This window comes from Paenibacillus guangzhouensis, assembly GCF_009363075.1.
GTDB lineage: Bacteria > Bacillota > Bacilli > Paenibacillales > Paenibacillaceae > Paenibacillus_K > Paenibacillus_K guangzhouensis.
The window spans coordinates 2,892,671-2,913,687 of sequence record NZ_CP045293.1 but is presented as its reverse complement, the minus strand read 5'-3'; the positions used below and the strand labels follow the sequence as shown (position 1 = coordinate 2,913,687).

Genomic DNA, 21,017 nt, shown 5'->3' with positions numbered 1-21,017 from the left:
GGATGGATTATGATGGTAACAGATAACCAGACGATGGAGGGGCAGAATATGAAACCGAGTATCTATGTTGCTAAAAAGGTTCCAGGCGAAGTAGCGGAATATCTCGAAGCGCATTGTGAAGTTCGTTATTGGAACGGAAATGAAGCGATCACCAAAGAACAGCTAATCGAAGAAATTGGGGATGCGGAAGGCGTGCTCTTGAGCGGAACGCCCGTAACATCGGAAGTCATCGCAGCGGCCCCGCGTTTAAGAGTGATCTCAAATAATGCTGTAGGCTATAATAACTTGCGACTAGAGCCTATTATCGCACGTGGCATCCTTGCGACACATACGCCACACGTGCTGGATGAGACCGTCGCTGACTTAGCATTCGCCTTAATTCTGGCTGCTGGACGGCGCGTTACGGAATTGCATGCATGGGTCAGGGAAGGCCGATGGAAGAAGGGGCAAGAAGAGGAGCTGTATGGGCTGGATATACACCATGCTACCTTAGGTATTATAGGGATGGGGCGAATTGGCGAAGCGATTGCGAGACGTGCCAGGTTTGGATTTGAGATGAATGTGCAGTATTACAATCGTAATCGGAAGCCCGATGTTGAAGAGAAGTTAGGCGTCACATATGTGGGATTGGACGAGCTGCTCGCGACGTCGGATTATGTGCTGCTCATGCTGCCGCTGACGCCGGAGACGAGGGGGATGATCGGCGCGCGTGAATTCGGTCTGATGAAGCAGACCGCTGTGTTCGTGAATGTCGCACGCGGCCCAATTGTCGACGAATCCGCGCTGTACGATGCTCTCGCGCAGCGTACCATTTATGCGGCCGGACTGGATGTTTATGCGCAGGAGCCGATCGATCCAGCGCATCCGCTGCTTACGCTGCCGAATGTCGTAACCTTGCCACATATCGGCTCGGCGACATCAGCGACGCGTATGGAGATGGCAAGTCTTGCGGCTAGGAACCTTGTGCATGCGCTGCAAGGCAAGTCGGATATCGCGTTGATTCCGGAACTTAGGAATGTGTAGATTATACAATTGAATAATATTAAATGGAGACGCAATTCGCGTCTCTATTTATCATGCTTACGAACTTCGGAATATGCGAGAAAATCATAATGAGGTGATATATGGATAATCAAATCTTATTTTATATTACTGTAGGATTATTATTGCTTGGTTTATACATCGTTTATTTGAAAAGATCCAATGAGACGTTTCATGCAACCATTATTGATAAAGATGAAGAGACGTTTACTGTCATGGGATCAGCAAATAAAGCAACGTCACGGACAATCATCTTTTTAAAAGATAATGGTGCAAGTGTCTCAGTAACAGTCATGAATCCCGCAAAATATGAAAAGATGAAGATTGGAGATTCAGGCATCGTCACAGTAAAAGGCAGTTTGTTAGTGGAATTCAAGAAAATCGACAATACAAAGGAGGAGCAATGAGAGGACAATCTGACAATGATAAACGAAAGGAACTTTTAGCTCAAGATGATATTCTCTTGTCTAATAATAATGATAGTTCTGGTGCGTTCGTTTTACTTTCTCACGATGAGATTATGAATATAGCTGATCATAGTTTAAGTTACCGTAACCGAGCGTTAATTATGTTTATGTATGAAACAGGTATGAAGCGGCAGGAATTGATTGATTGTAAATTACAAGATATTAATTTTGAGAAACAAATTGTTAATATAAAAGATACGAAGGGAAATGTTGATCGAATAGGATATTTCTCCGATGAAACACATCAAGCATTGAAAGAGCATCTGTCGGAATGGGAAAGTGGAGTGCATCAAGTCAATGAAACCCGAAAACAAAACAGTCGAAAAACAGGCAGGTCTTACAAACCCATTATCATTAGCGACTATCTTTTTCAAACACATAGAAGTCAACGTCTGACTTATGCAACAGTAATTAAGGCATTTCAGGACGCAAGTTATGATTACTTCTTAAACGTATATATAGAAGAAGGAAAACCTGAAGAAGAAATAAGAAGAATGGCAGAAGAGAATTCTGGCAAAATCAACACTGAAACATTAAGACATTCTAGACGAACGTTTTTGTTTACAGAAGGTAAGACAGTTGTTCAAGTTCAAAAAATAATGGGTGATGAAAATTACCATGAATGCGAAAGATATATGAAGATTTCACAGCAACTATACCCAGAAAAGTTTATGTGAATAATCAAAAGGAAGTGGAAGTAGGGATGGATGAATGGACTTCTCAGGTTGTTGTAAATAACGTTCATTATACTATTGTTGTAAATAAGATTTATTCTGCAGCACTTGATGAATTTCTATTCGAAGTTGAGATTAGGGAAAAATCAAAGGTAGTATATGCTTCTTCAATGAATCTTTACTCGAAAAGAGAAGTTGAGGAATGGATAAGACAGAGATTAAATTGTGAAAGTCTAGAGTTTAATTGGGTAGAGAATGAGTAATTGTAAGTCATGCTGACATAATGAAACAATTCTTTCATCAGATAAAGGAGATAAAAAATGAAAAAGATAATTTCGGAGACAGAATGAAGGGGTATGAGAATACATTCAGACAAATTTTACCTAATAGGCTTCCTGTAATTATTCGGATTGATGGTTGCCACTTTCATACCTTTACAAGAGGATTGAAAAAACCATTTGATGAATTGTTAACGAATGCAATGTGGGAGACATGCAAGTTTTTAGCACAGAATATTATGGGCTGTAAACTAGTGTATCATCAGAGTGATGAGATCTCCTTACTCCTTACCAATTATGATAAACTAACGACTCAATCTTGGTTCGAAAACAATCTTCAAAAAATCGTTTCTGTGTCTGCTTCGCTTGCAACCGCAAAGTTTAACGAAGTAATTAAGGGATACTATCCTGAGAAGCAATTAGCGACTTTTGATGCTAGAGCATGGGTGCTACCTCACGATGAAGTAACTAACTATTTTCTTTGGAGACAACAAGACGCAAGCAAGAACAGTATTTCAATGGTTGCACAGGCAAACTTCCCGCATAATCAACTGGAAGGCCTAGATGGTAAGAAGCTCCAAGATAAGCTATTTTTAGAAAAAGGGATCAATTGGAACGACTTGCCCGTTTGGCAAAAGCGTGGTGTGTGCATTACTAAGCAGTATTATAAAAAAGGCGAAGCTACTCGCAGTAAATGGGATGTCGATTATGAAACACCAATTTTTAGTCAGGATCGAGAATACATTAATCAATATGTCTATTTGAATAAGGATGAATAAATGTGGAGTGTGTAATTTTTGTAGGAATTCAAGCTTCGGGAAAATCAACATTTTACAAAGAGAAATTCTTTAAGTCTCATATGCGGATCAACCTTGATATGTTAAAAACAAGAAACCGCGAGGATATATATTTAGCAGCATCTATTAAAGCTATGCAGCCATTTGTTGTTGACAATACCAATCCAACAATGGATGACAGAAGGAAGTATATCGAAATAGCAAAGGAAAATAAGATGAAGGTTATTGGTTATTACTTCGAACCTGACTATGACCTGTCTTATTCAAGAAATGAGAAAAGGTATGGTAAAGAAAAAGTACCTGAAATTGCACTTAAGAGCACTTCAAAGAAGTTACAAAAGCCTTCATACGCTGAAGGATTTGATGAGTTGTTTATAGTTAGATCATTAAATGGAAATTTCTTGATTGAAAAAATGGAATAAAGCGAGTTTTTCATTCACAATGCTTTTTATTCTTTCCTCCGAATTATGCCACGTATAATAGATGACTACAGCTTTTTTCTCTTGTTCATCTAAAATGGTTTACGCGACAATTCTAAAGAACTTCAATTATTCCAAAATTCTGTACATAGATTTGCCCTGAAGCTTAGGTTCCCCTCATTGGTTGGCTCACAAACCACTTGAATGGATGGTTACGTTCCTCCCCCGATCCGATACGATCAGGATGCAACTAGCAATCGTTCTTGAAAGGAAGTAGAACCAACATGATAGACAACAAGACAACACTCGAAAGAGGTTATAGGACTCGTACAATCGATCGGGGAGGGGATGCCGTATGATCACCACCCGATATCGATGGTTGGCGTGGTCGACGTTCATCGGGATGTTCCTCGTGCTGCTTGCCGGGGCGCTGGTGACGAAGACGGGTTCAGGTCGCGGCTGCGGTGATGATTGGCCGCTGTGTAACGGCAAATTTATTCCGGCTTATACCGTAGAATCGTTGATTGAATATTCGCATCGCATGGTCACAGGGATTGTAGGGATTCTCGTCCTGCTGACATTTCTATATACATGGCGATACTTGAGAGAGCACACTGAAGCTATCGTCTATGCTGGTGGAACCTTGCTTTTCACTGTCGTCCAAGCATTAATGGGGGCGGCAGCAGTCCTATGGCCTCAACAGCCTGCCGTGATGGCGTTACACTTCGGCATCTCATTGCTCGCTGTTGCCAGCAGTATGCTGTTGGTCGTCTGGATCAGGCGCCTCGAGCGAATGGGCGATTCGGGCCATTCGACATTCTTGCCGAAGTCCATGTATTTCATGTCCTGGGGCATCTGGGTCTTTTGTTATGTCGTGGTCTATCTCGGGGCGTATATCCGCCATTTGGAGGTCGAAGCGGGCTGTATGGGTTGGCCGTTATGCAACGGACAGCTGATTCCTTATCTAGGAGGCGCTTCAGGCATTGTGTTCCTCCACCGGGTTGCTGCCGCGGTCTTATTTTTGCTCATCGCAGGATTCTATTTCTTCGTGCGTCGGAGGGAAACGAACGGTGAGCCATCCATGCTGCGGAAGGCCGCAATGTATGCCATTATTTTTGTGGTCGCTCAAATCTTCAGCGGTGGGCTGCTGAACGAGACGATCCATAACGAAGATGTATACCTTTTTGCAAGTCTGCTTCATAATGTGCTGGCGACCGCATTGTTCAGTATTCTGACGGATATCGCCATCCGATCCTGGAAGCATCGAATTAGATAACGTCCATTAGGTCAAAGGTTCTTCATCTTAGGATGAAGAGCCTTTTTGGCGTTCATTTCCAACGTGAAATTTGTTTCAAAACCTTGAACATGGTTGGTGCAACGGGACCTGCAGTGGTTGGTGACTTTTATCACATTCCCTCTTAATGTAATACGTGGCTATAACGTACTTATGTAAATCGAAAGGAGCCGCAATCATGAAATTACCCAAAGCACGCCGATGGTTCGCTTCCGTAGCCATGCTGCTGATCTTGCTGCTAACGGCCACCGGATGCACGGAAAAAATGATCGTCCTGAATCCCAAAGGGCCGATCGCCGAGCAGCAGCGCGATTTAATGTTCATTTCATTGCTATTGACGTGTGTCGTTATCGTACCCGTCCTGATTCTATTCGCGGTCATTGTATGGCGTTACCGTGATCGTAAAGGTAGAACTTCGAAGTATACGCCGAATTGGGAGCATAGCACGAAGTTGGAAGTGATCTGGTGGGGGATACCGATCATTATTATTACGATTCTCGCGGTGATTACGGTACAGAGCACCTACGCGCTTGAACCATCCAAACCGCTAGCATCCAAGGAGAAGCCGATAACCATTCAGGTGACATCGCTGGATTGGAAGTGGCTGTTCCAATATCCGGAGCAAGGCATTGCGACAATCAATTACATTCAAATTCCAGAAGATGTACCGATTCGATTCGAGATTACAGCCGATTCTCCGATGAACTCCTTCTGGATTCCGCAGCTCGGAGGTCAGATGTATGCGATGTCAGGGATGGCGATGACACTGCATTTGCAGGCGGATGAGCAAGGGGACTTCTGGGGATCAGGCGCCAACTTCACGGGGAAGTATTTCGCCAAGATGTATTTTGATGTGAAATCAACCTCGAAGGAAGCCTTCAACACGTGGGTGAGTGACGTCAAAGCCTCCTCGCCAGCTTTAACCTTGGACGGCTACAAGAAGCTGACGGAACCTGCTGCCTCCGAAGTCAGAACATTTTCCGGTTTTCCAGAAGGCTTGTTCGAGATGACGGTGACGAAATATGCTTCTTCACACAACCATGGCCTGTCTTGGAAGGACATCCAGAAGATTGACAAACAAGAATAACGGATTACGATCCGATATGTAAGGAGAGAGAAATACCCATGTGGGAAAGAGTGAAAACCTTTGCCTCGGAATTTTTCGTCACGGGAGATCCGATGATCTATGGGGCGGATGCCAGTATCGTCATTACGATGATTGGTATTGTTTTCGGGCTGACGTACTTCAACAAATGGGGTTGGCTCTGGCGGGAATGGCTTACGACCGTCGATCATAAAAAAATTGGCATCATGTACATTCTAGCGGCCTTCCTTATGCTCTTCCGCGGCGGCGTCGATGCGCTCCTAATGCGGGCACAGTTGGCCGCACCGGAGCTTAGTCTGCTGGCACCGGATCATTATAACCAGATTTTTACGACGCACGGCGTCATCATGATTCTGTTCATGGCGATGCCATTTATGTTCGGATTGTTCAACGTCATGGTGCCGCTGCAGATCGGTGCACGTGACGTAGCCTATCCGTTCCTCAATGCGCTGAGCTTTTGGCTGTTCTTCTCTGGCGCTATGCTGTTTAACTTATCCTTCGTCATTGGCGGGTCGCCGGACGCAGGATGGCTCGCGTATCCGCCATATTCGGGGATCATGCATAACCCGGGTGTCGGACAAGACTTCTATATCTGGGGCATACAGATTTCAGGAATTGGTAGTCTGATGACAGGGATTAACTTTATCGTCACCATTCTGAAAATGCGCGCACCGGGCATGAAGCTGATGAAGATGCCGATGTTTCCTTGGTCGGTCCTCTCCAGTTGTATTGCGATCATCTTTTCGTTTCCGATTCTGACAGCAACGCTGGCGCTGTTATTTCTAGACCGGTATGCTGGCGCGCATTTCTTTACGTTGGATGGCGGTGGGAACCCGATGATGTACATTAACTTGATCTGGATGTGGGGGCACCCTGAAGTATATATTATCGTGCTGCCTGCCTTCGGGATTTTCTCCGAGATCGTATCTACCTTCGCGAAGAAGAAGCTGTTCGGCTACAAATCGATGGTCTACGCGATGATGATCATTAGTATCCTATCGTTCCTCGTCTGGGCTCACCATTTCTTTACGATGGGCTCTGGCGCGGATGTGAATGCGTTCTTCGCCTTAACGACGATGTTGATCGCGATCCCGACAGGGGTGAAGGTATTCAACTGGCTCTTTACAATGTTCCGCGGCAAAATAACGTTCGAGACGCCGATGCTGTGGACGATGGGCTTTATCCCTTGCTTTATCGTAGGTGGACTGACAGGGGTCTTGCTATCGGTAGCACCAGCAGATTTTCAGTTCCATAACAGCTACTTCTTAATTGCCCATTTCCACCAAGTCATCATTGGCGGCGTCGTGTTTGGGTATTTTGCAGGATTATATTATTGGTGGCCAAAGTTGTTCGGCTTCAAGCTGAATGAGCGGATTGGCAAATGGGCCTTCTGGTTCTGGAATATCGGATTCTATCTCTGCTTCATGCCGCAGTATGCGCTTGGACTCATGGGGATGACACGGCGCGTTGTGACTTACGGCTGGGATAAAGGCTGGTGGGAGATGAACCTAGTGTCTACCATCGGAGCGGGACTCATGGGCATCGCCTTCTTGTTCCAAGTGTGGCAGATCGTCTATAGTGTGAAGCACCTTCAAAAAGACGAGACGGGTGACCCTTGGAACGGCCGGACGTTGGAGTGGTCGATCCCATCGCCTGCACCGCATTATAATTTTGCGACATTGCCTCAGGTTACGTCGCAAGACGAATGGTGGGAAGAGAAGCAGCGCAGATTGCAAGGGATTGCGACACCGGCGACTAAGATTACCGAGCCTATTCATATGCCGAAAAACTCAGGTATTCCGATCATCATGTCTATGTTCTGGTTCTTCACCGGGTTTGGATTCATCTTCGATTGGCTCTGGTTAGCCATCCCTGGACTTGTCGGCGTGGTCGTATGTATGCTGATTCATTCCTTTAATTACGATACGGACTATTACATCCCTGTAGAGGAAATCAAGCACACAGAAGCTGCGATAAGGGGGGTTACGAGCTAATGGCTCAATTACACAATGCAGGCAAAATAGAGCATCAGCTGTCTCAAGCGGAGCATCATGATCACCCGGACATGGAGGAAATGCGTACCTTCGGCTTCTGGATCTACCTGATGACCGATGTCATTATTTTCGGTACCTTGTTCGCTACGTATATTGTATTACAGGGTAACACGAATGGAGGGCCCGGGCCGAAAGATCTTTTCCAAATGGGAGGGATCATCGCAAGTACCTTCATTCTATTAACGAGCAGCTATACGAGCGGCCTTGCCGTGCTTGCGATGCATAAAGGCAATCGTAACGCGTTACTGGGCTGGCTGGGTGCGACGGTTGCGCTTGGCGCGACGTTTATTATTATGGAGATCAATGAATTTACCCATCTCGTGAATGAAGGAGCGACGATCAGTACGAGTGCGTTCCTCTCGGCTTTCTTTACGTTGGTCGGCACGCACGGGCTTCACGTTCTACTCGGACTCGTCTGGATGGTCGCATTGATGATTCAGATTGCGAAGCGTGGGATTACTCCGGTTACGAAGCGTAAGGTGAATGTGATCAGTTTATTCTGGCATTTCCTTGATGTGGTTTGGATCTTCGTCTTCACGATTGTCTATCTCATGGGGGTGAGCTAAATGCAGCACGAGACGCACGCTTCTCATGATTCGAAAGCGCATGGTTCTTTGAAATCGTACACGATCGGATTCGTGTTCTCCATTCTACTCACGATCATTCCGATCGCTGTGGTGATGAATGGTTGGCTTGCCGGGAAGGCGAGCAGCATCGTCCTGATGATTACAGCGGTTCTACAGCTTGCTGTTCAATTGATCTTCTTCATGCATTTGCGTGAGGAAGACAAACCGCGCTATAACCTGCTGTCGTTGATCCTCGGCCTAATTATTCTGCTCGTGATCGTCGTCGGTTCCATGTGGATCATGATGTACAATATGGTAGCGATATGATGAGAGATTGGATCGAACTGACGAAGCCGCGTATCCTTCAACTGAATCTTATCGCTGCGTTTGGCGGGTATTGGCTTGCATCCCGTTGGATGGTGAACTGGACGGAATTATGGTGGGTGCTGTTAGGCACCGTATTTACGATGGCTTCCTCGTGCGTCATGAACAATGTATGGGATTGGAAGCTGGACCAGCGAATGATTCGGACGAAGGATCGGCCTTTGGCAGCCGGTCGCTTGAACAGACGCCTCGCATGGATTTACGCACTCGTGCTTGGGGTATGCGGTGAATGGATTCTTTTCGCCAAAGTCAACGTGCTATGCGGATGGCTCGGTCTCCTAGGCATGTTCGTCTATATGATTGTATATACGATGTGGCTCAAGCGGACATCGACATGGAGCACATCCATCGGTGGAATTTCTGGTGCGATGCCGCCGATCATCGGCTATTGTGCTTATACGAATGAGGTAGATGCCGGCGCGGTTCTATTATTCGCGCTGCTGTTCCTCTGGCAGCCGGCACATTTCTGGTCGCTAGCGATTCGGCGGGTAGAGGAGTATCGGGCGGCGGGATTCCCGCTGCTCCCGGTTGAGAAGGGCGTACGACGGACGAAGCTGCAAATGATACCTTACGTTGTCCTACTGCTTCCTACCGTGATTATGATCTACATGTATGGCTATGCAGGACTCATTTTTCTCGCGGTCTCCATGGCAGCGGGTCTGGTGTGGGCATGGCATACGGCGCGTGGCACGTCATCAGCCAATACGGAGAAATGGGCGAGAACCAATTTCCTGATCTCGGTGAATTATTTGATGGTTGTCTTTGTGATGATGATTGTCGATACGGCAGGACGTCCATTTTAATGCAGAAGGTTGGAGGAATTGTATGAAGGCAAAACTGACAATATCGCTCATATTGTTGATTCTACTCGTTCTGCCTGCGTGTGGACCAAGTACGAATACACAAGTGGTGGATTCCCAGACGATCGCTCCGGAAGATGCCAGTGCCGTTGCATTATATAAAAAGTCCTGTCTATCCTGCCATGCGGCTGACCTGAGTGGCAGAGTTGGACCGAGTTTGCAAGAGATCGGCACAAAATTGTCTAACGAGCAGCTCTACACCATTATCCATGATGGTACCAAAGGCATGCCAGCGTTCGAGAAAGCCTTAAACAGCGAGGAGATCGATGCGCTAACACAATGGCTATCCAAACAGAAATAGCTATAAAAAGTTATTCAAAAAGTTATCATTTGTCCGCATCAGAAAGTGACTTACTTTCTGATTGGCGTCTAAACCTACATTACGGACGCGGTCGCTCATCGAGGATTTGCTTCGATAAAGGTTTATACATCACGAAGTCATTCAAGAAGCATAATCGACATCGAATCTTGCGTTCACCTTCGAAGCGTTTACGCTTACGAAGCATGTTTCCTTCAGAAACATTTCAGGTACTCATTTAGGTTTTGCCTAAACTCCGTTCCTGAAAGTTTTTCGAAGAAAAACGCGCTACGGAAGCATAGGCTCTTCAAGCTCTCGCAACCTGAGCGAACTCTTACGATGCAAGTTTTCTGCGAAAACTCTCAGGTGCTGAAATGCCGACTTTTTGAACACGCAATAAATAGGAGGGAGTATGGGTGAAAAGAGCAAGCTTATGCGTAATAATCATTATAATGATGCTCATCTTCGCGGCGTGCGGCCAAGGCAAGGCTAAGCAGCTGAATATGCCGGTGGAGCCCTTTCAGTTCATGAATCAGGACGAGAAGCTGCTATCCTTGGAAGATTTGCGCGGTAAAGTGTGGGTGGCAGACTTGGTGTTCACGTACTGCTCCACCGTCTGTCCGACCATGACCGCCAATATGGCCGATTTGCAAAAGCGGTTAAAGGCGGAGGGAGTCGAAGCGGAATTAGTCTCATTTTCCGTTGATCCGGAGCGGGATGATCCTGCTGCGCTGAAAAGCTACTTATCTAAATTCAATGCCGATTTCTCTAATTGGCATGCGTTAACAGGGTATGATTTTAACACGATCAAGACATTTGTGCTGAAATCATTCCGATCTGCGATCGCGAAGGATCAAGCATCGGATCAAGTGATTCATGGTACGTCATTCTATCTGGTCAATGCCGAAGGTAATGTCGTGGCCAAATACGATGGAATGACCGATACGCCATATGATCAAATCATCAAAGATATTAAGGCACTGCAAGGATAATGAGATCCATAATAAAAAGGTGACCGAAGCGTTTGCGCACATTGCGAGAAGCTTCAGTCACCTTTTTATTTGGCTAGCACGCTGCGAAGTGCAGCAGCAAAATGAGAAATGCCTTGGACGATGTCCTCTGTGTTAGGTCTTGCATAAGTGAAGCGTACATACCCTGAATCCGACCCGTAAACACTGCCGGGCACGAAGACGACGCCGCGGCGAATGGCTTCCTCTAGCAGCTTGTGATCGTTGACCTTCGGAATGACCTTGCACCAGAGATGCAGTCCACCTTGCGGGATGGAGAATTCGACAAGTCCTAGGAGCTCCTTCTGAAGGGCTTCGATCACTAAATCCCGTTTATACTGGAGATTCATACGCAATCGATCCAGATGCGGCGGGAATAACGGTGAATTCAAGAACTGCGCGGCGACCTTCTGAGGTACGACACTGAGTCCGTAATCCATTTGTTGCCTTGCATCCGCGAGCCGCTCCACAACGGAATGAGGAGCAACCATCCACCCAACGCGTAACCCCGAAGCTGCGATTTTGGAGAAGGAACCAATGTACAGTATAGATCCCACCGTGTCCATGGATTTGAGCGGCATGGGCGGCACGCCGTCATAGGAAGTTAAGCTGAACGGATCATCCTCTACGATGGGAAGGCCTAATTCACTTGCCACCTGGAGAAGTTCATTTCTGCGTTCGGGCGCGAGACGCACACCAGTGGGATTCTGATAATTCGGATTCAAAAACACCATTTTGATCCGATGTTTTTTATAGAGTGAGCGAACATCCTCAGGCTTGGCGCCATGCTGATCAACGGGAAGTCGGAACAGCCGCAGGCCTGCGGATTGGAACATCGGCAGCGAATAACAATACGATGGATCTTCAATCGCAACAGCATCACCGGGCGTTAGCAGACATTGTGTAATCAAGTATAAGGACTGCTGAGATCCGGACGTGATGAGGATAGAGGATTCCGTCGTCTGAATCCCGCGATACTGGCTTAAATAATCTACGAGTGATTCGCGCAGCGGAATGAACCCTTGGGGGTTGTTGTATCCGAGATATTCCGTGTGATGATGCTCAGCCATAAGCATATTGATTTCCGCTACGGGTGAAATATCTGCTCCCAGTTCGCCACTCGCAAAATCAATTAATGTATTATCTTGTTGAAGCGCTTCGCGGATGCGGCGCAAGAAAGGCAGATTCGGCAGAAAGCTGCCGCCCTCCACATATCGATGCCAGTTCGGCGTATGCTTCGGCGTCGCTGTCCATTTATATTTGCTTACTCTTGTGCCGCTACCCGTACGACTCTCGATAATGCCTAGAGCTCGAAGCTCCGCATAAGCGAGAATTACCGTGCTTCGGTTCACCCCTAGCTGCTCCGCTAATTTGCGTTCGGAAGGAAGCAGGCTTCCTGGCGGGAATTCCCCATAGGATATTCGTTGTTCGATTTCATCGGCAATTTGTTGATAGATAGGAAGGCTGCTGTTACGGTCGGGCTTCCACATGATTGCACCTCCTAGCCTTGAATTAAGTGTGAGTTATGTCACGAAATCATTCTCATCATATCATTCGGCAAGTCTATCGCGTGCTCTACTTTTCATCAAAAACATGTCGAATCTATAGCAATCTGTTGAACATGGATGGTACGGTCATGGGAGAATTGGATGGTCTCATAGGAATGCGCGGATCATGGCTATAGTGTGAGCGTTGTCGCTTGAAATTACCCGTGAGGTGGAGGATGGAAGGGAAATGCGGGAGTGGAATGAAAAAGAAGGGGCAATGTGCCCCTTCGAGATGGATGATATGCTATTTGTCCGTTTAACGTTTAAGCAGCTCCCAACGATAGACGTATTCGAATAGAAATTCGAAGGCTTCCAGATGGCGTTTCGCTTCGAATGCATTCGCACCCCAAGCATAGATGCCGTGGTTACGCAGAATAATACCGGGAATTTGCGGATTGAGCTTCTCGGTCACATGCGGGACGATGCTCGGGATATGTGCGAAATTTGGTACGATCGGAATCTCAATCTCGGCGTCTTCTGTCCAGATGTTGAAGGCCTTGATCAATTCAACGCCTTTGACGGGAATCGATCCGCGTTCTTGGAATAGCTCAGAGACGATATTATTGAAGACCGTGTGAACATGGAATATCGCACCGCAGCCTGTCATCCGATAGATTTCGCAATGGATGAGTGTCTCCGCGCTTGGTTTTAGACTCGTCGCTTCAACGGGTATACCTGCCGCGTCCACGAATAAGAAATCCTCCGGCGTATTGACAGATTTATCTTTGCCGCTCGCGGTAATCGCGAAGTGGAAATCGTCCGAAGCATGCTCACCGACACGAATGGATAGGTTACCGCTCGTGCCAGGGAACCAATGTCTTGCGGCGAACTGGGTCTTAATCTCACGTAGTTCCTGTAATGCACGCTGCTTCTGTTCTAATGGAATACTTGCAAATGTCATGATAATGCTGCACCAACTTTCATCGTTTCCATGTGACGGATAATGTCAAAGAAATCATGGTAGGGAACATGCGCTAATCCGAGCTGTTCACATTTCGTTGTAAGGTGGGAACGGGAGTAGACATGTTCAACCAACTTCGCTCCTGCAAAATCAGTAATGCTGTCGCCAATAATGTATCGGTCATATGCGCTCTGTGAGAAGGAACGAATAATCTTCGTCTTGCACATGCCGCAGTCATTGTCGCAAGCGTCATCGCAGGCATTCGGCCATAAAATTTCGATATGCGAGCCAGAGAAATCGCTGGCGTTGCAGAAGATGCGTTCTTTCGGAATATCGAAACGAGCCAAGATAGGATAAATAAAGAAATCAATGCCGCCGCTCGTCACATAGAACTCAATGTTCTGTTCTTTGCAGAATGCAAGGAATTCAGCGAAGCCGGGTCGAATTTGAACTTGATCGATCGCGAATCGGGTAATTTCTTCACGCCGCGACGTTGGCAGTAGGCGGAACATCTCACCAACCCCTGCACGAACCGACTTGCGTTCAGCAATGACATCGTCAACGATCGCTTTCCAACCCGGGGGGTCAAAGTGCTGAATGATCGCGACAATATTGTCGTTGATGGTGATCGTGCCGTCGAAATCGCAGAAGACGACGGGCTGTTTGGCTTGGTTCTGCATTAGGATCGAACCCCCCAGATATCAATTGCTGCTTGAAGTTCTGGGTGGGATGCAGCGTAATCCTGCAAAGTAATACCTTGGAGCGTCGCGTCAATTGCTTGATTGAAAGCTCGGCCTCCAGCTGCTGCACCTTGCGGGTGACCATGAACACCGCCGCCTGCATTAACGACCACTTCGCGTCCGAAATCACGCAGGATGAGCGGGACAAGACCAGGATGGATCCCAGCCGATGGTACCGGCATCGTCGTGCGGAGCGGGAGCTTGCCGCTTAATAGTGCATCGCGAATGCCCATATTCTCTTCCTTCGGCATCACAACCGAGCCATACGGTGAAGGGAAGAGGGATAAATCCGCACCAGCGACCCGCATCAGCTTCCCGAGCAAGAGCGGGGCAGCGATTCCGTAATGCTGTGAAGGATAGAATGCACCTGCAAGCGCTGGATGCGCAGCGATAGGAATGTTAATCGATGCATCTGAGCTTAGTTCATGCAGCACGTCGAATCCATAAGACAACACATTGAAGAGCAGCGCATTCGCGCCAGCATCAATGGCTTTCCGTGCTTGATCCGCAAGTTTAGACGTGGGTCCGGTAAGATTGACGGCATAGAGCAGCTTCTTGCCTGTCTGTTCTTCGGCTTGCTTCGCCGCCGCCATGCACACTTGGACACGACGTTCGATCGGCGTAAGCGGATTTTCGAATAGTATCTCATCGTCTTTGATCAGATCCACACCGCCAAGCGCTTGCTGGTAGAATTGTTCACGCAGACCGTCCAAATCATGGCCGATCACAGACTTGAAGATGCTCATGAGCAGAGGTCGATCGTTCACGCCGAGTAGATTGCGAATGCCCTCGATCCCGAATTTCGGACCTGGGAAAGCTGACAAGAAATTGTCTGAGAGATCGAGATCCATCAATTTGATTTTGCCGTCCATCGACAGCTTGCCGAATACCGTCACGAGCAGTGCAGGAATATCGCGGCTGAAGTTGATGTCAGGATAGGCGATTTGAATATCCGCATACCGTTCATTCGCTTCTGTAGCAGGATATTCTATCACTTGAACGACTTGACCCAAATGGCGCTCCATCTCTTTTTTCTTTGCTTCAGGCAGTTCTGTCCAGCTTCCGACGGTTAATCCGACAGCAATGGATACAGCTTTTTTGTTGAAATCAGCTTTGTCATCATAGCAGCGGTAGGTTGCGATACATGTCTGTCTCATTTTCCTTATTTCCTCCCGATCAGAGCACCCATCTCACCTGCACGATCCGCAGCGCGTTGTATTGCCGTCATGAGTGCTTCGGTGAAATGAAATGATTGTAGTGTTTCTATAGCTGCTTGCGTAGTTCCTCCCGGGGAGGTCACTTTCCGTCTAAGTTCAGCTGGGTCTTCACCTGTAGATTGTACCATATGTGCAGCGCCGATTAGCGTTTGTATGGTCAGATTTCTCGCCTGCTCGTTCGATAGTCCCCCATGAATGCCGGCTGCGATCATCGATTCGATCAAATAATAGACATACGCAGGTCCACTGCCAGATACGCCCGTCACGATATCCATCTGATTCTCCTCGACAATGCTGACGACGCCGATGGCTTCGAACATATTCAGCGCGATCTGTTGCTGTATGGCATTAACGCTTGATGAGAAGCACATGCCGGTTGCTCCAAGACCAATGGTGCTCGATGTATTCGGCATCGTACGTACGATCGGATTGTGGGCGTCCAGTAGTTCTTGCATCGTGCCAATCGATAATCCAGCGATGACCGAAATGATCAGTTGTTGGGGATTGACGAGCGGGCGTATCTCCAATAAGGCCTCGGCTGCATCCTTCGGTTTCATGGCCAGCACGATGATCGATGCATCGCGTAAAGCTTGTTCTTTGGCTGCTTGTTCGTTCGTTGTCTGAACGTGGTAGCGTGCTTCAAGCTCTTGAAGACGAATTTGATTCTGCCGATTGAGCAATGTGATCTGCTCAGGCGTGGCGATATTTTTATCGAGCAAGCCGCGTACGATCGCTTCCGCAATCGAACCTGCGCCGTAGAAGCAAATTTGTTGACCTGCGATAGTTGTTTTCATAATGACTTCACCTGATTCTATACAAAATATGAAACTTGACGATTCTATAGATGTTATTGTCGAATTTGACCTGTGCCATAAATGCGATATTTCGTTGATGTTAAGGCTGGAAGACCCATTGGTCCGCGCGCATGAAGCTTCTGGGTACTAATGCCGATCTCGGCACCGAAGCCGAATTCGAATCCATCGGTGAAGCGCGTAGATGCATTATGGTAGACAGCGGCCGCATCGACTTCTTGCAGGAAACGTTCTGCATGCGCTGCGGTTTCCGTTACGATACATTCGGAGTGCATGGTCCCATACTGACGAATATGATCAAGTGCTTCGTCGAGATCATTCACCACTCTAATATTCAGAATATAATCGTTATATTCCGTCGCATAATCTTGATCCGTTGCGTTCTGATCTAATGTGATATATCTAGCTGTACGCTCGCAACCGCGTAATTCAACGTTGCTGCTGCGCAGTTGATCTGCAATCGCGCTTAAATGCGCTGCAGCAAAATCTTCATGAACGAGCAGGGTCTCCATCGAGTTACAGACTGAAGGGCGTTGTACCTTCGCATTGATAACGATCGGCAATGCCATATCCAGCTTCGCTGTTGCATCCAGATATGTATGGCAGATGCCTGCGCCTGTCTCAATCACGGGCACCGTCGCATTCTGAACGACATTCTGAATGAGGGAAGCGCCGCCGCGAGGAATGACGACATCGAGCAGCCCATTCAATTTCAACATCTCATCCACGGATGAACGGTTCGTATCTTCGATCAATTGAAGTGCTGCCACAGGAACGGCTGAATCTGCAAGGGCTTGCTGCAGCACTTCAACGATGCGCTTGTTGGAGCTGATGGCGGAAGAGCCGCCGCGCAGCACAACGGCATTTCCTGTCTTGAGACAGAGGCCGGCTGCATCCACCGTGACATTCGGACGCGCTTCATAGATGATGCCGATGACGCCAAGCGGCACACGAATCTTCTCGATCTTGAGTCCATTCGGTCTCTCGATCTGTTCGAGCTGATCGCCGATTGGATCCGTCAACTCCACAATCTGCCGCAACCCTTCGGCCATCGCTGCAATACGCGATTCATTTAATGCAAGACGATCGAGAAGTGAGGGACTTGTGCCATTCGCACGCCCGCGCTCCAAATCTTCTTGGTTCGCTGCAATAATCGAATGTTGTTCTGCGATCAGTGCATCTGCCATCTTCAATAGGGCATCATTCTTCTCCGCCGAAGTCAGACGGTTGAGTTGTACTAAGGTTCCTTTGGCTAACGTCGATTTCTCACGAACTTCACTCATGTTCTTCTGCCTCCCTAAAATATAATCGTCTGTTTTGGTTCAATATTATTTCAACGAGATCCATTCGTCACGGTGAATCACTTCGATGCGAGGGACCTCGATGCGTTTTTGTACTTCATCCGTGCTCAGGCCAGCGACGGTTCGCATTTGGTCCGCGGTATAATTAACGACCCCGCGACCGACCAATTGGCCGTTCAGGTTATGCACTTCGATCACATCACCGGCATGGAAGTCGCCGTCTACGTCTCGTACACCGACAGGGAGCAAGCTCTTACCGCCAGCTAGCAGCGCTTGTTCGGCACCTGCATCTACGCAGACTCGCCCACTTGGTGTGGAATGGAATCCGAGCCACTGCTTCTTCGTCGAGAGCGAGTGGAGCTGTGTATCGAAATACGTCCCGCGACCAGATCCTTGTGCCGCCATATCCAAGTCGCCAGGTTCGATCACCCGGCCGACAAAAGCGGGTACACCACCACGCATTGCGATCCGTGCAGCTTCGACTTTGGAACGCATTCCGCCTGTACCGACTAGTGAACCCGAACCGCCGGCACCTGCGATGATTTCTTCGTTAATCTCTTGCACCCGTTCAATGCGAACGGCATCGGGATTGTACCGTGGGTCTGCCGTGTATAGGCCGTCTGTATCCGTAATAATGATAAGTCCTGTTGCCCGCACGAGGTTCGCAACCAGAGCGGACAAGGTATCATTATCCCCGAACTTCAGCTCATCTACGGAGACGGTGTCATTCTCATTAATGATCGGAATGATCCCTTGTTTCAATAGTTCTTCGATCGTCATTTGCGCATTCTGAATGCGCTGGCGATTACTGAAATCCGATCGGGTAAGTAGTATTTGAGCTGCGCCAATACCGTAAGCACAGAATGACTCTTGGTATGCTCGCATGAGCAGCGCTTGACCAACTGCGGCAGCCGCCTGCTTCTCGTGCAGCAGCTTAGGGCGTGTTGTATATCCAATCTGTCTAAATCCTGCTGCTACGGCTCCCGATGTAACGAGGAGCACTTGAGCACCCGATGCATGGAGAGCAGCTATCTCACTGGCGAAAAATTCGACCTTCGTGCGATTCAAGCCACCCTCGTCAGAGGTGAGGGAACTGCTTCCAATCTTCACTACGATACGCTGCATGTCTTCACTTCCTTCAAATCGTATAAATACAAAAAAGCCTTCGTCCTTTATAACTAAAGGACGAAAGCTTATGCTTCCGCGGTACCACCTTCATTGATGATTGCTCATCCAACTTGAATGCCTTGTAACAGAAGGCGCTGTTCAGCTTTGTCAGCCGACCGTTCGAGGATAGGGTTCTGAAAGCGTGGGCGGCAAGCTCTTACAGCCGATGAAGCTTGCTCTCTTAACGTCACATCTCTTTCATACTGGTCCTGTCAATACGTTTAGATCTTCATTTCCTAATAGGATACATGGAAAATTGAGGTTTGTAAAGGGACGAATTCGGAGTTAAAAAAGGCCAAGCCGTCCGATCCGTTCTACTGCCTCCTCCAGCCTTGTTTCTGATGCTAGAAGGCCAACGCGGACATAACCTTCACCATGTTCACCGAATCCAATGCCAGGTGCGACCACGACATGCGCCTGTTCGAGCAGCAGGTCTGCGAAGCTGCTTGACGTGTAGCCTTCAGGAACTGGAAGCCAGCAGAAGAAAGAAGCGGGCGTACGAACGGCGTGCCACCCGATGCGGTCCAGTGCAGCGTATAACGCATTTCGACGGCTCTCGTACGTAGCGACCAGGTCTTCTACGCAAGTCTGCGACGCAGTCAGGGCCGTTGCCGCGGCAGCTTGAATGCCGCCGAAAAGACTTACATAATAATGGTCCTGCATCAGATTTATTAGCTTGATGACTTCTGCATTCCCCAGGGCGAAGCCGACGCGCCAACCCGCCATATTATAGGTTTTGGACAACGTATAGAATTCGACGCCGACTTCTTTGGCACCAGGCAACTCGAGGAAGCTCTTCGGCTTTTTACCATCAAATCCAATCGCCCCATAGGCGAAGTCGCTAGCGACTACGATATTATGTTGTCGAGCCAAATCGATCGTCTTCGCATAGAACGTTTCATCCGCGATGGCGCCCGTAGGATTGTTCGGATAATTCAAGAACATTAATTTGGCTTTCTCGAGCGTCTCGGCTGGGATTGCGCTGAAGTCAGGCAGGAACTGATTCTGTGCCACGAGCGGCATGAATACCATTTCGGCACCTGCTAATGCGACCCCAGACCAATAATCAGGATAACCGGGATCAGGAACAAGACATACGTCTCCCGGATTGAGCAAAATCTGACTGATCTCGACGAGACCCGTTTTGCCGCCGAATAGAATAGCGACTTCTGTCTCCGGATCGAGATCTACGCCGTAATCTTCGCGATATCTCGTTGCAATCGCTTCTTTTAAGAAGCCGTAACCGCTAAATGGCGGGTATTTATGATACATCGGATTTGCAGCCGCTTCCTGCAAGGCCGATACGATGTGTGGCGGTGTAGGTTGATCCGGGTTGCCTTGTCCAAGGTTAATGATGTCATAACCTTCTGCAACTTTCGCATTCGCGCGTTTGACGAGGTTCGCGAAGAACTGGGTTGGCAGTCCTTGCATCCGCTCTGCCGGCTCGATGTAAATCGATGCAGCGTGTCCACCTTGCTCTGGCTGCTCGTTCTTCTCTGTTGTTACCATGTCTTACTTCACTCCATATCCTTCGAGATGTACAATACACCTAATTTAGCACGATTTACCGGAGGTGTACAGAGTGAAGAACTCGGATTACTGCGCTTTATCGACCATCGTAATGAACGGTTTCACATCTGCGCTGAATGTAAGTAAGAATGGTTTGCGTTCTTTGTTAAAGACGAGAATGAGTGGTTCTTTGGTTGGGCAATAAATTAAGAAGATTTCGCTTACGACGAATGTGAGCCCTTTGAACTCCTTTGTGATTTCCTTTTTGAGCGGTACCTTGTAAATCGAGCCGCACTTGTCATCTAGGCTAAGCTGTGTCGACAATCCAGTTGCTGTATTGAGCCAAGACAGTGCCTCCTTTTGAAAAGCATCATTATTCGGAACTACTTTCACGATTTTCTCGGATTTTAACTCGAACTGTTGAATCGGCTGAAGCTCATTCGGTTGGGCGGCAGCCATTGCAGCATTAGATGTAGGCGCGAACATCCCCAACCCGAGAGCAATCAGGATGAAGCATAAGGCAAATGATTTGTACCATAAATTTCGAATCATGTCATCTTCTCCTTTAGTCATGTTTAC

General features: G+C 47.7%; 23 protein-coding genes and 1 other annotated feature. Of the genes, 14 read left to right on the top strand and 9 right to left on the bottom strand.

Translation table 11 applies throughout. From position 1 onward, the window contains the following. Positions 1-48: 48 nt before the first annotated feature. The 14 genes from GCU39_RS13005 to GCU39_RS12940 all read left to right on the top strand — a co-directional run bounded on the left by GCU39_RS13005 (position 49) and on the right by GCU39_RS12940 (position 11,229). The gene (locus GCU39_RS13005) at positions 49-1,023 is read left to right on the top strand and encodes a 2-hydroxyacid dehydrogenase (RefSeq protein WP_152393908.1); all 975 of its coding nucleotides are present in this window, start codon (positions 49-51) and stop codon (positions 1,021-1,023) included. Between the two features lie 101 nt (positions 1,024-1,124). After that, positions 1,125-1,448, top strand: a complete 324-nt coding sequence (locus tag GCU39_RS13000; RefSeq protein ID WP_152393907.1) for a DUF2500 family protein — start codon at positions 1,125-1,127, stop codon at positions 1,446-1,448. After that, positions 1,445-2,185, top strand: a complete 741-nt coding sequence (locus tag GCU39_RS12995) for a tyrosine-type recombinase/integrase (protein ID WP_152393906.1) — start codon at positions 1,445-1,447, stop codon at positions 2,183-2,185. Before GCU39_RS13000 ends, GCU39_RS12995 begins: the two co-directional genes overlap by 4 nt. Continuing rightward, entirely contained in the window at positions 2,182-2,445 is a 264-nt protein-coding gene (locus GCU39_RS12990; protein WP_193726913.1) for a hypothetical protein, read from the top strand. The genes GCU39_RS12995 and GCU39_RS12990 overlap by 4 nt, the downstream gene beginning before the upstream one ends. 20 nt (positions 2,446-2,465) lie before the next feature. Next, positions 2,466-3,239: a tRNA(His) guanylyltransferase Thg1 family protein gene (locus GCU39_RS12985; protein WP_152393904.1), complete on the top strand. Its 774-nt coding sequence runs from the start codon at positions 2,466-2,468 to the stop codon at positions 3,237-3,239. Positions 3,240-3,241: 2 nt separating this feature from the next. Beyond that, positions 3,242-3,679 carry an AAA family ATPase gene (locus tag GCU39_RS12980; RefSeq protein ID WP_152393903.1) on the top strand — a complete coding sequence of 146 codons (438 nt, stop codon included), beginning with the start codon at positions 3,242-3,244 and terminating at the stop codon, positions 3,677-3,679. A 352-nt stretch (positions 3,680-4,031) separates the two neighbouring features. Next, complete coding sequence (locus GCU39_RS12975) at positions 4,032-4,952, top strand: COX15/CtaA family protein (protein WP_152393902.1); 921 nt, start codon at positions 4,032-4,034, stop codon at positions 4,950-4,952. A gap of 196 nt (positions 4,953-5,148) precedes the next feature. Then, the gene (cyoA, locus tag GCU39_RS12970) at positions 5,149-6,057 is read left to right on the top strand and encodes a ubiquinol oxidase subunit II (protein WP_152393901.1); all 909 of its coding nucleotides are present in this window, start codon (positions 5,149-5,151) and stop codon (positions 6,055-6,057) included. Between the two features lie 38 nt (positions 6,058-6,095). After that, positions 6,096-8,069, top strand: coding sequence for a cbb3-type cytochrome c oxidase subunit I (locus GCU39_RS12965; RefSeq protein ID WP_152393900.1), 1,974 nt, complete (start codon positions 6,096-6,098; stop codon positions 8,067-8,069). After that, positions 8,069-8,695, top strand: coding sequence for a cytochrome o ubiquinol oxidase subunit III (gene cyoC / locus GCU39_RS12960; protein ID WP_152393899.1), 627 nt, complete (start codon positions 8,069-8,071; stop codon positions 8,693-8,695). The genes GCU39_RS12965 and cyoC overlap by 1 nt, the downstream gene beginning before the upstream one ends. Further along, a complete protein-coding gene (cyoD, locus tag GCU39_RS12955; RefSeq protein WP_152393898.1) occupies positions 8,696-9,022 on the top strand; it encodes a cytochrome o ubiquinol oxidase subunit IV in 327 nt (108 codons plus the stop codon). Beyond that, a complete protein-coding gene (gene cyoE / locus GCU39_RS12950; RefSeq protein WP_152393897.1) occupies positions 9,019-9,882 on the top strand; it encodes a heme o synthase in 864 nt (287 codons plus the stop codon). Before cyoD ends, cyoE begins: the two co-directional genes overlap by 4 nt. 22 nt (positions 9,883-9,904) lie before the next feature. Then, positions 9,905-10,240, top strand: coding sequence for a c-type cytochrome (locus GCU39_RS12945; RefSeq protein WP_152393896.1), 336 nt, complete (start codon positions 9,905-9,907; stop codon positions 10,238-10,240). A gap of 413 nt (positions 10,241-10,653) precedes the next feature. Next, a complete protein-coding gene (locus tag GCU39_RS12940) occupies positions 10,654-11,229 on the top strand; it encodes an SCO family protein (protein ID WP_152393895.1) in 576 nt (191 codons plus the stop codon). 65 nt (positions 11,230-11,294) lie between these two features. On the opposite strand, the gene pdxR is transcribed toward GCU39_RS12940, so the two are convergent. The 9 genes from pdxR to GCU39_RS12895 all read right to left on the bottom strand — a co-directional run bounded on the left by pdxR (position 11,295) and on the right by GCU39_RS12895 (position 20,990). Next, complete coding sequence (pdxR, locus tag GCU39_RS12935; protein ID WP_152393894.1) at positions 11,295-12,734, bottom strand: MocR-like pyridoxine biosynthesis transcription factor PdxR; 1,440 nt, start codon at positions 12,732-12,734, stop codon at positions 11,295-11,297. A gap of 313 nt (positions 12,735-13,047) precedes the next feature. Further along, on the bottom strand, positions 13,048-13,692 hold the full coding sequence (locus GCU39_RS12930; protein ID WP_152393893.1) for a methylthioribulose 1-phosphate dehydratase: 645 nt from the start codon (positions 13,690-13,692) through the stop codon (positions 13,048-13,050). Then, positions 13,689-14,372: a 2-hydroxy-3-keto-5-methylthiopentenyl-1-phosphate phosphatase gene (locus GCU39_RS12925; RefSeq protein ID WP_152393892.1), complete on the bottom strand. Its 684-nt coding sequence runs from the start codon at positions 14,370-14,372 to the stop codon at positions 13,689-13,691. Before GCU39_RS12925 ends, GCU39_RS12930 begins: the two co-directional genes overlap by 4 nt. Next, complete coding sequence (locus tag GCU39_RS12920) at positions 14,372-15,589, bottom strand: 2,3-diketo-5-methylthiopentyl-1-phosphate enolase (RefSeq protein ID WP_152393891.1); 1,218 nt, start codon at positions 15,587-15,589, stop codon at positions 14,372-14,374. Before GCU39_RS12920 ends, GCU39_RS12925 begins: the two co-directional genes overlap by 1 nt. A gap of 5 nt (positions 15,590-15,594) precedes the next feature. Further along, positions 15,595-16,443: a pyrroline-5-carboxylate reductase gene (gene proC / locus GCU39_RS12915; protein ID WP_152393890.1), complete on the bottom strand. Its 849-nt coding sequence runs from the start codon at positions 16,441-16,443 to the stop codon at positions 15,595-15,597. A gap of 53 nt (positions 16,444-16,496) precedes the next feature. Beyond that, a complete protein-coding gene (locus GCU39_RS12910; protein WP_152393889.1) occupies positions 16,497-17,744 on the bottom strand; it encodes a glutamate-5-semialdehyde dehydrogenase in 1,248 nt (415 codons plus the stop codon). 45 nt (positions 17,745-17,789) lie between these two features. Then, complete coding sequence (gene proB, locus GCU39_RS12905; RefSeq protein ID WP_152393888.1) at positions 17,790-18,887, bottom strand: glutamate 5-kinase; 1,098 nt, start codon at positions 18,885-18,887, stop codon at positions 17,790-17,792. 53 nt (positions 18,888-18,940) lie between these two features. Beyond that, positions 18,941-19,154 (bottom strand) — a binding site (T-box leader). 60 nt (positions 19,155-19,214) lie between these two features. Further along, positions 19,215-20,438: a pyridoxal phosphate-dependent aminotransferase gene (locus tag GCU39_RS12900; RefSeq protein WP_152393887.1), complete on the bottom strand. Its 1,224-nt coding sequence runs from the start codon at positions 20,436-20,438 to the stop codon at positions 19,215-19,217. A gap of 87 nt (positions 20,439-20,525) precedes the next feature. Further along, positions 20,526-20,990: a hypothetical protein gene (locus GCU39_RS12895; protein WP_152393886.1), complete on the bottom strand. Its 465-nt coding sequence runs from the start codon at positions 20,988-20,990 to the stop codon at positions 20,526-20,528. Positions 20,991-21,017 lie beyond the last annotated feature (27 nt).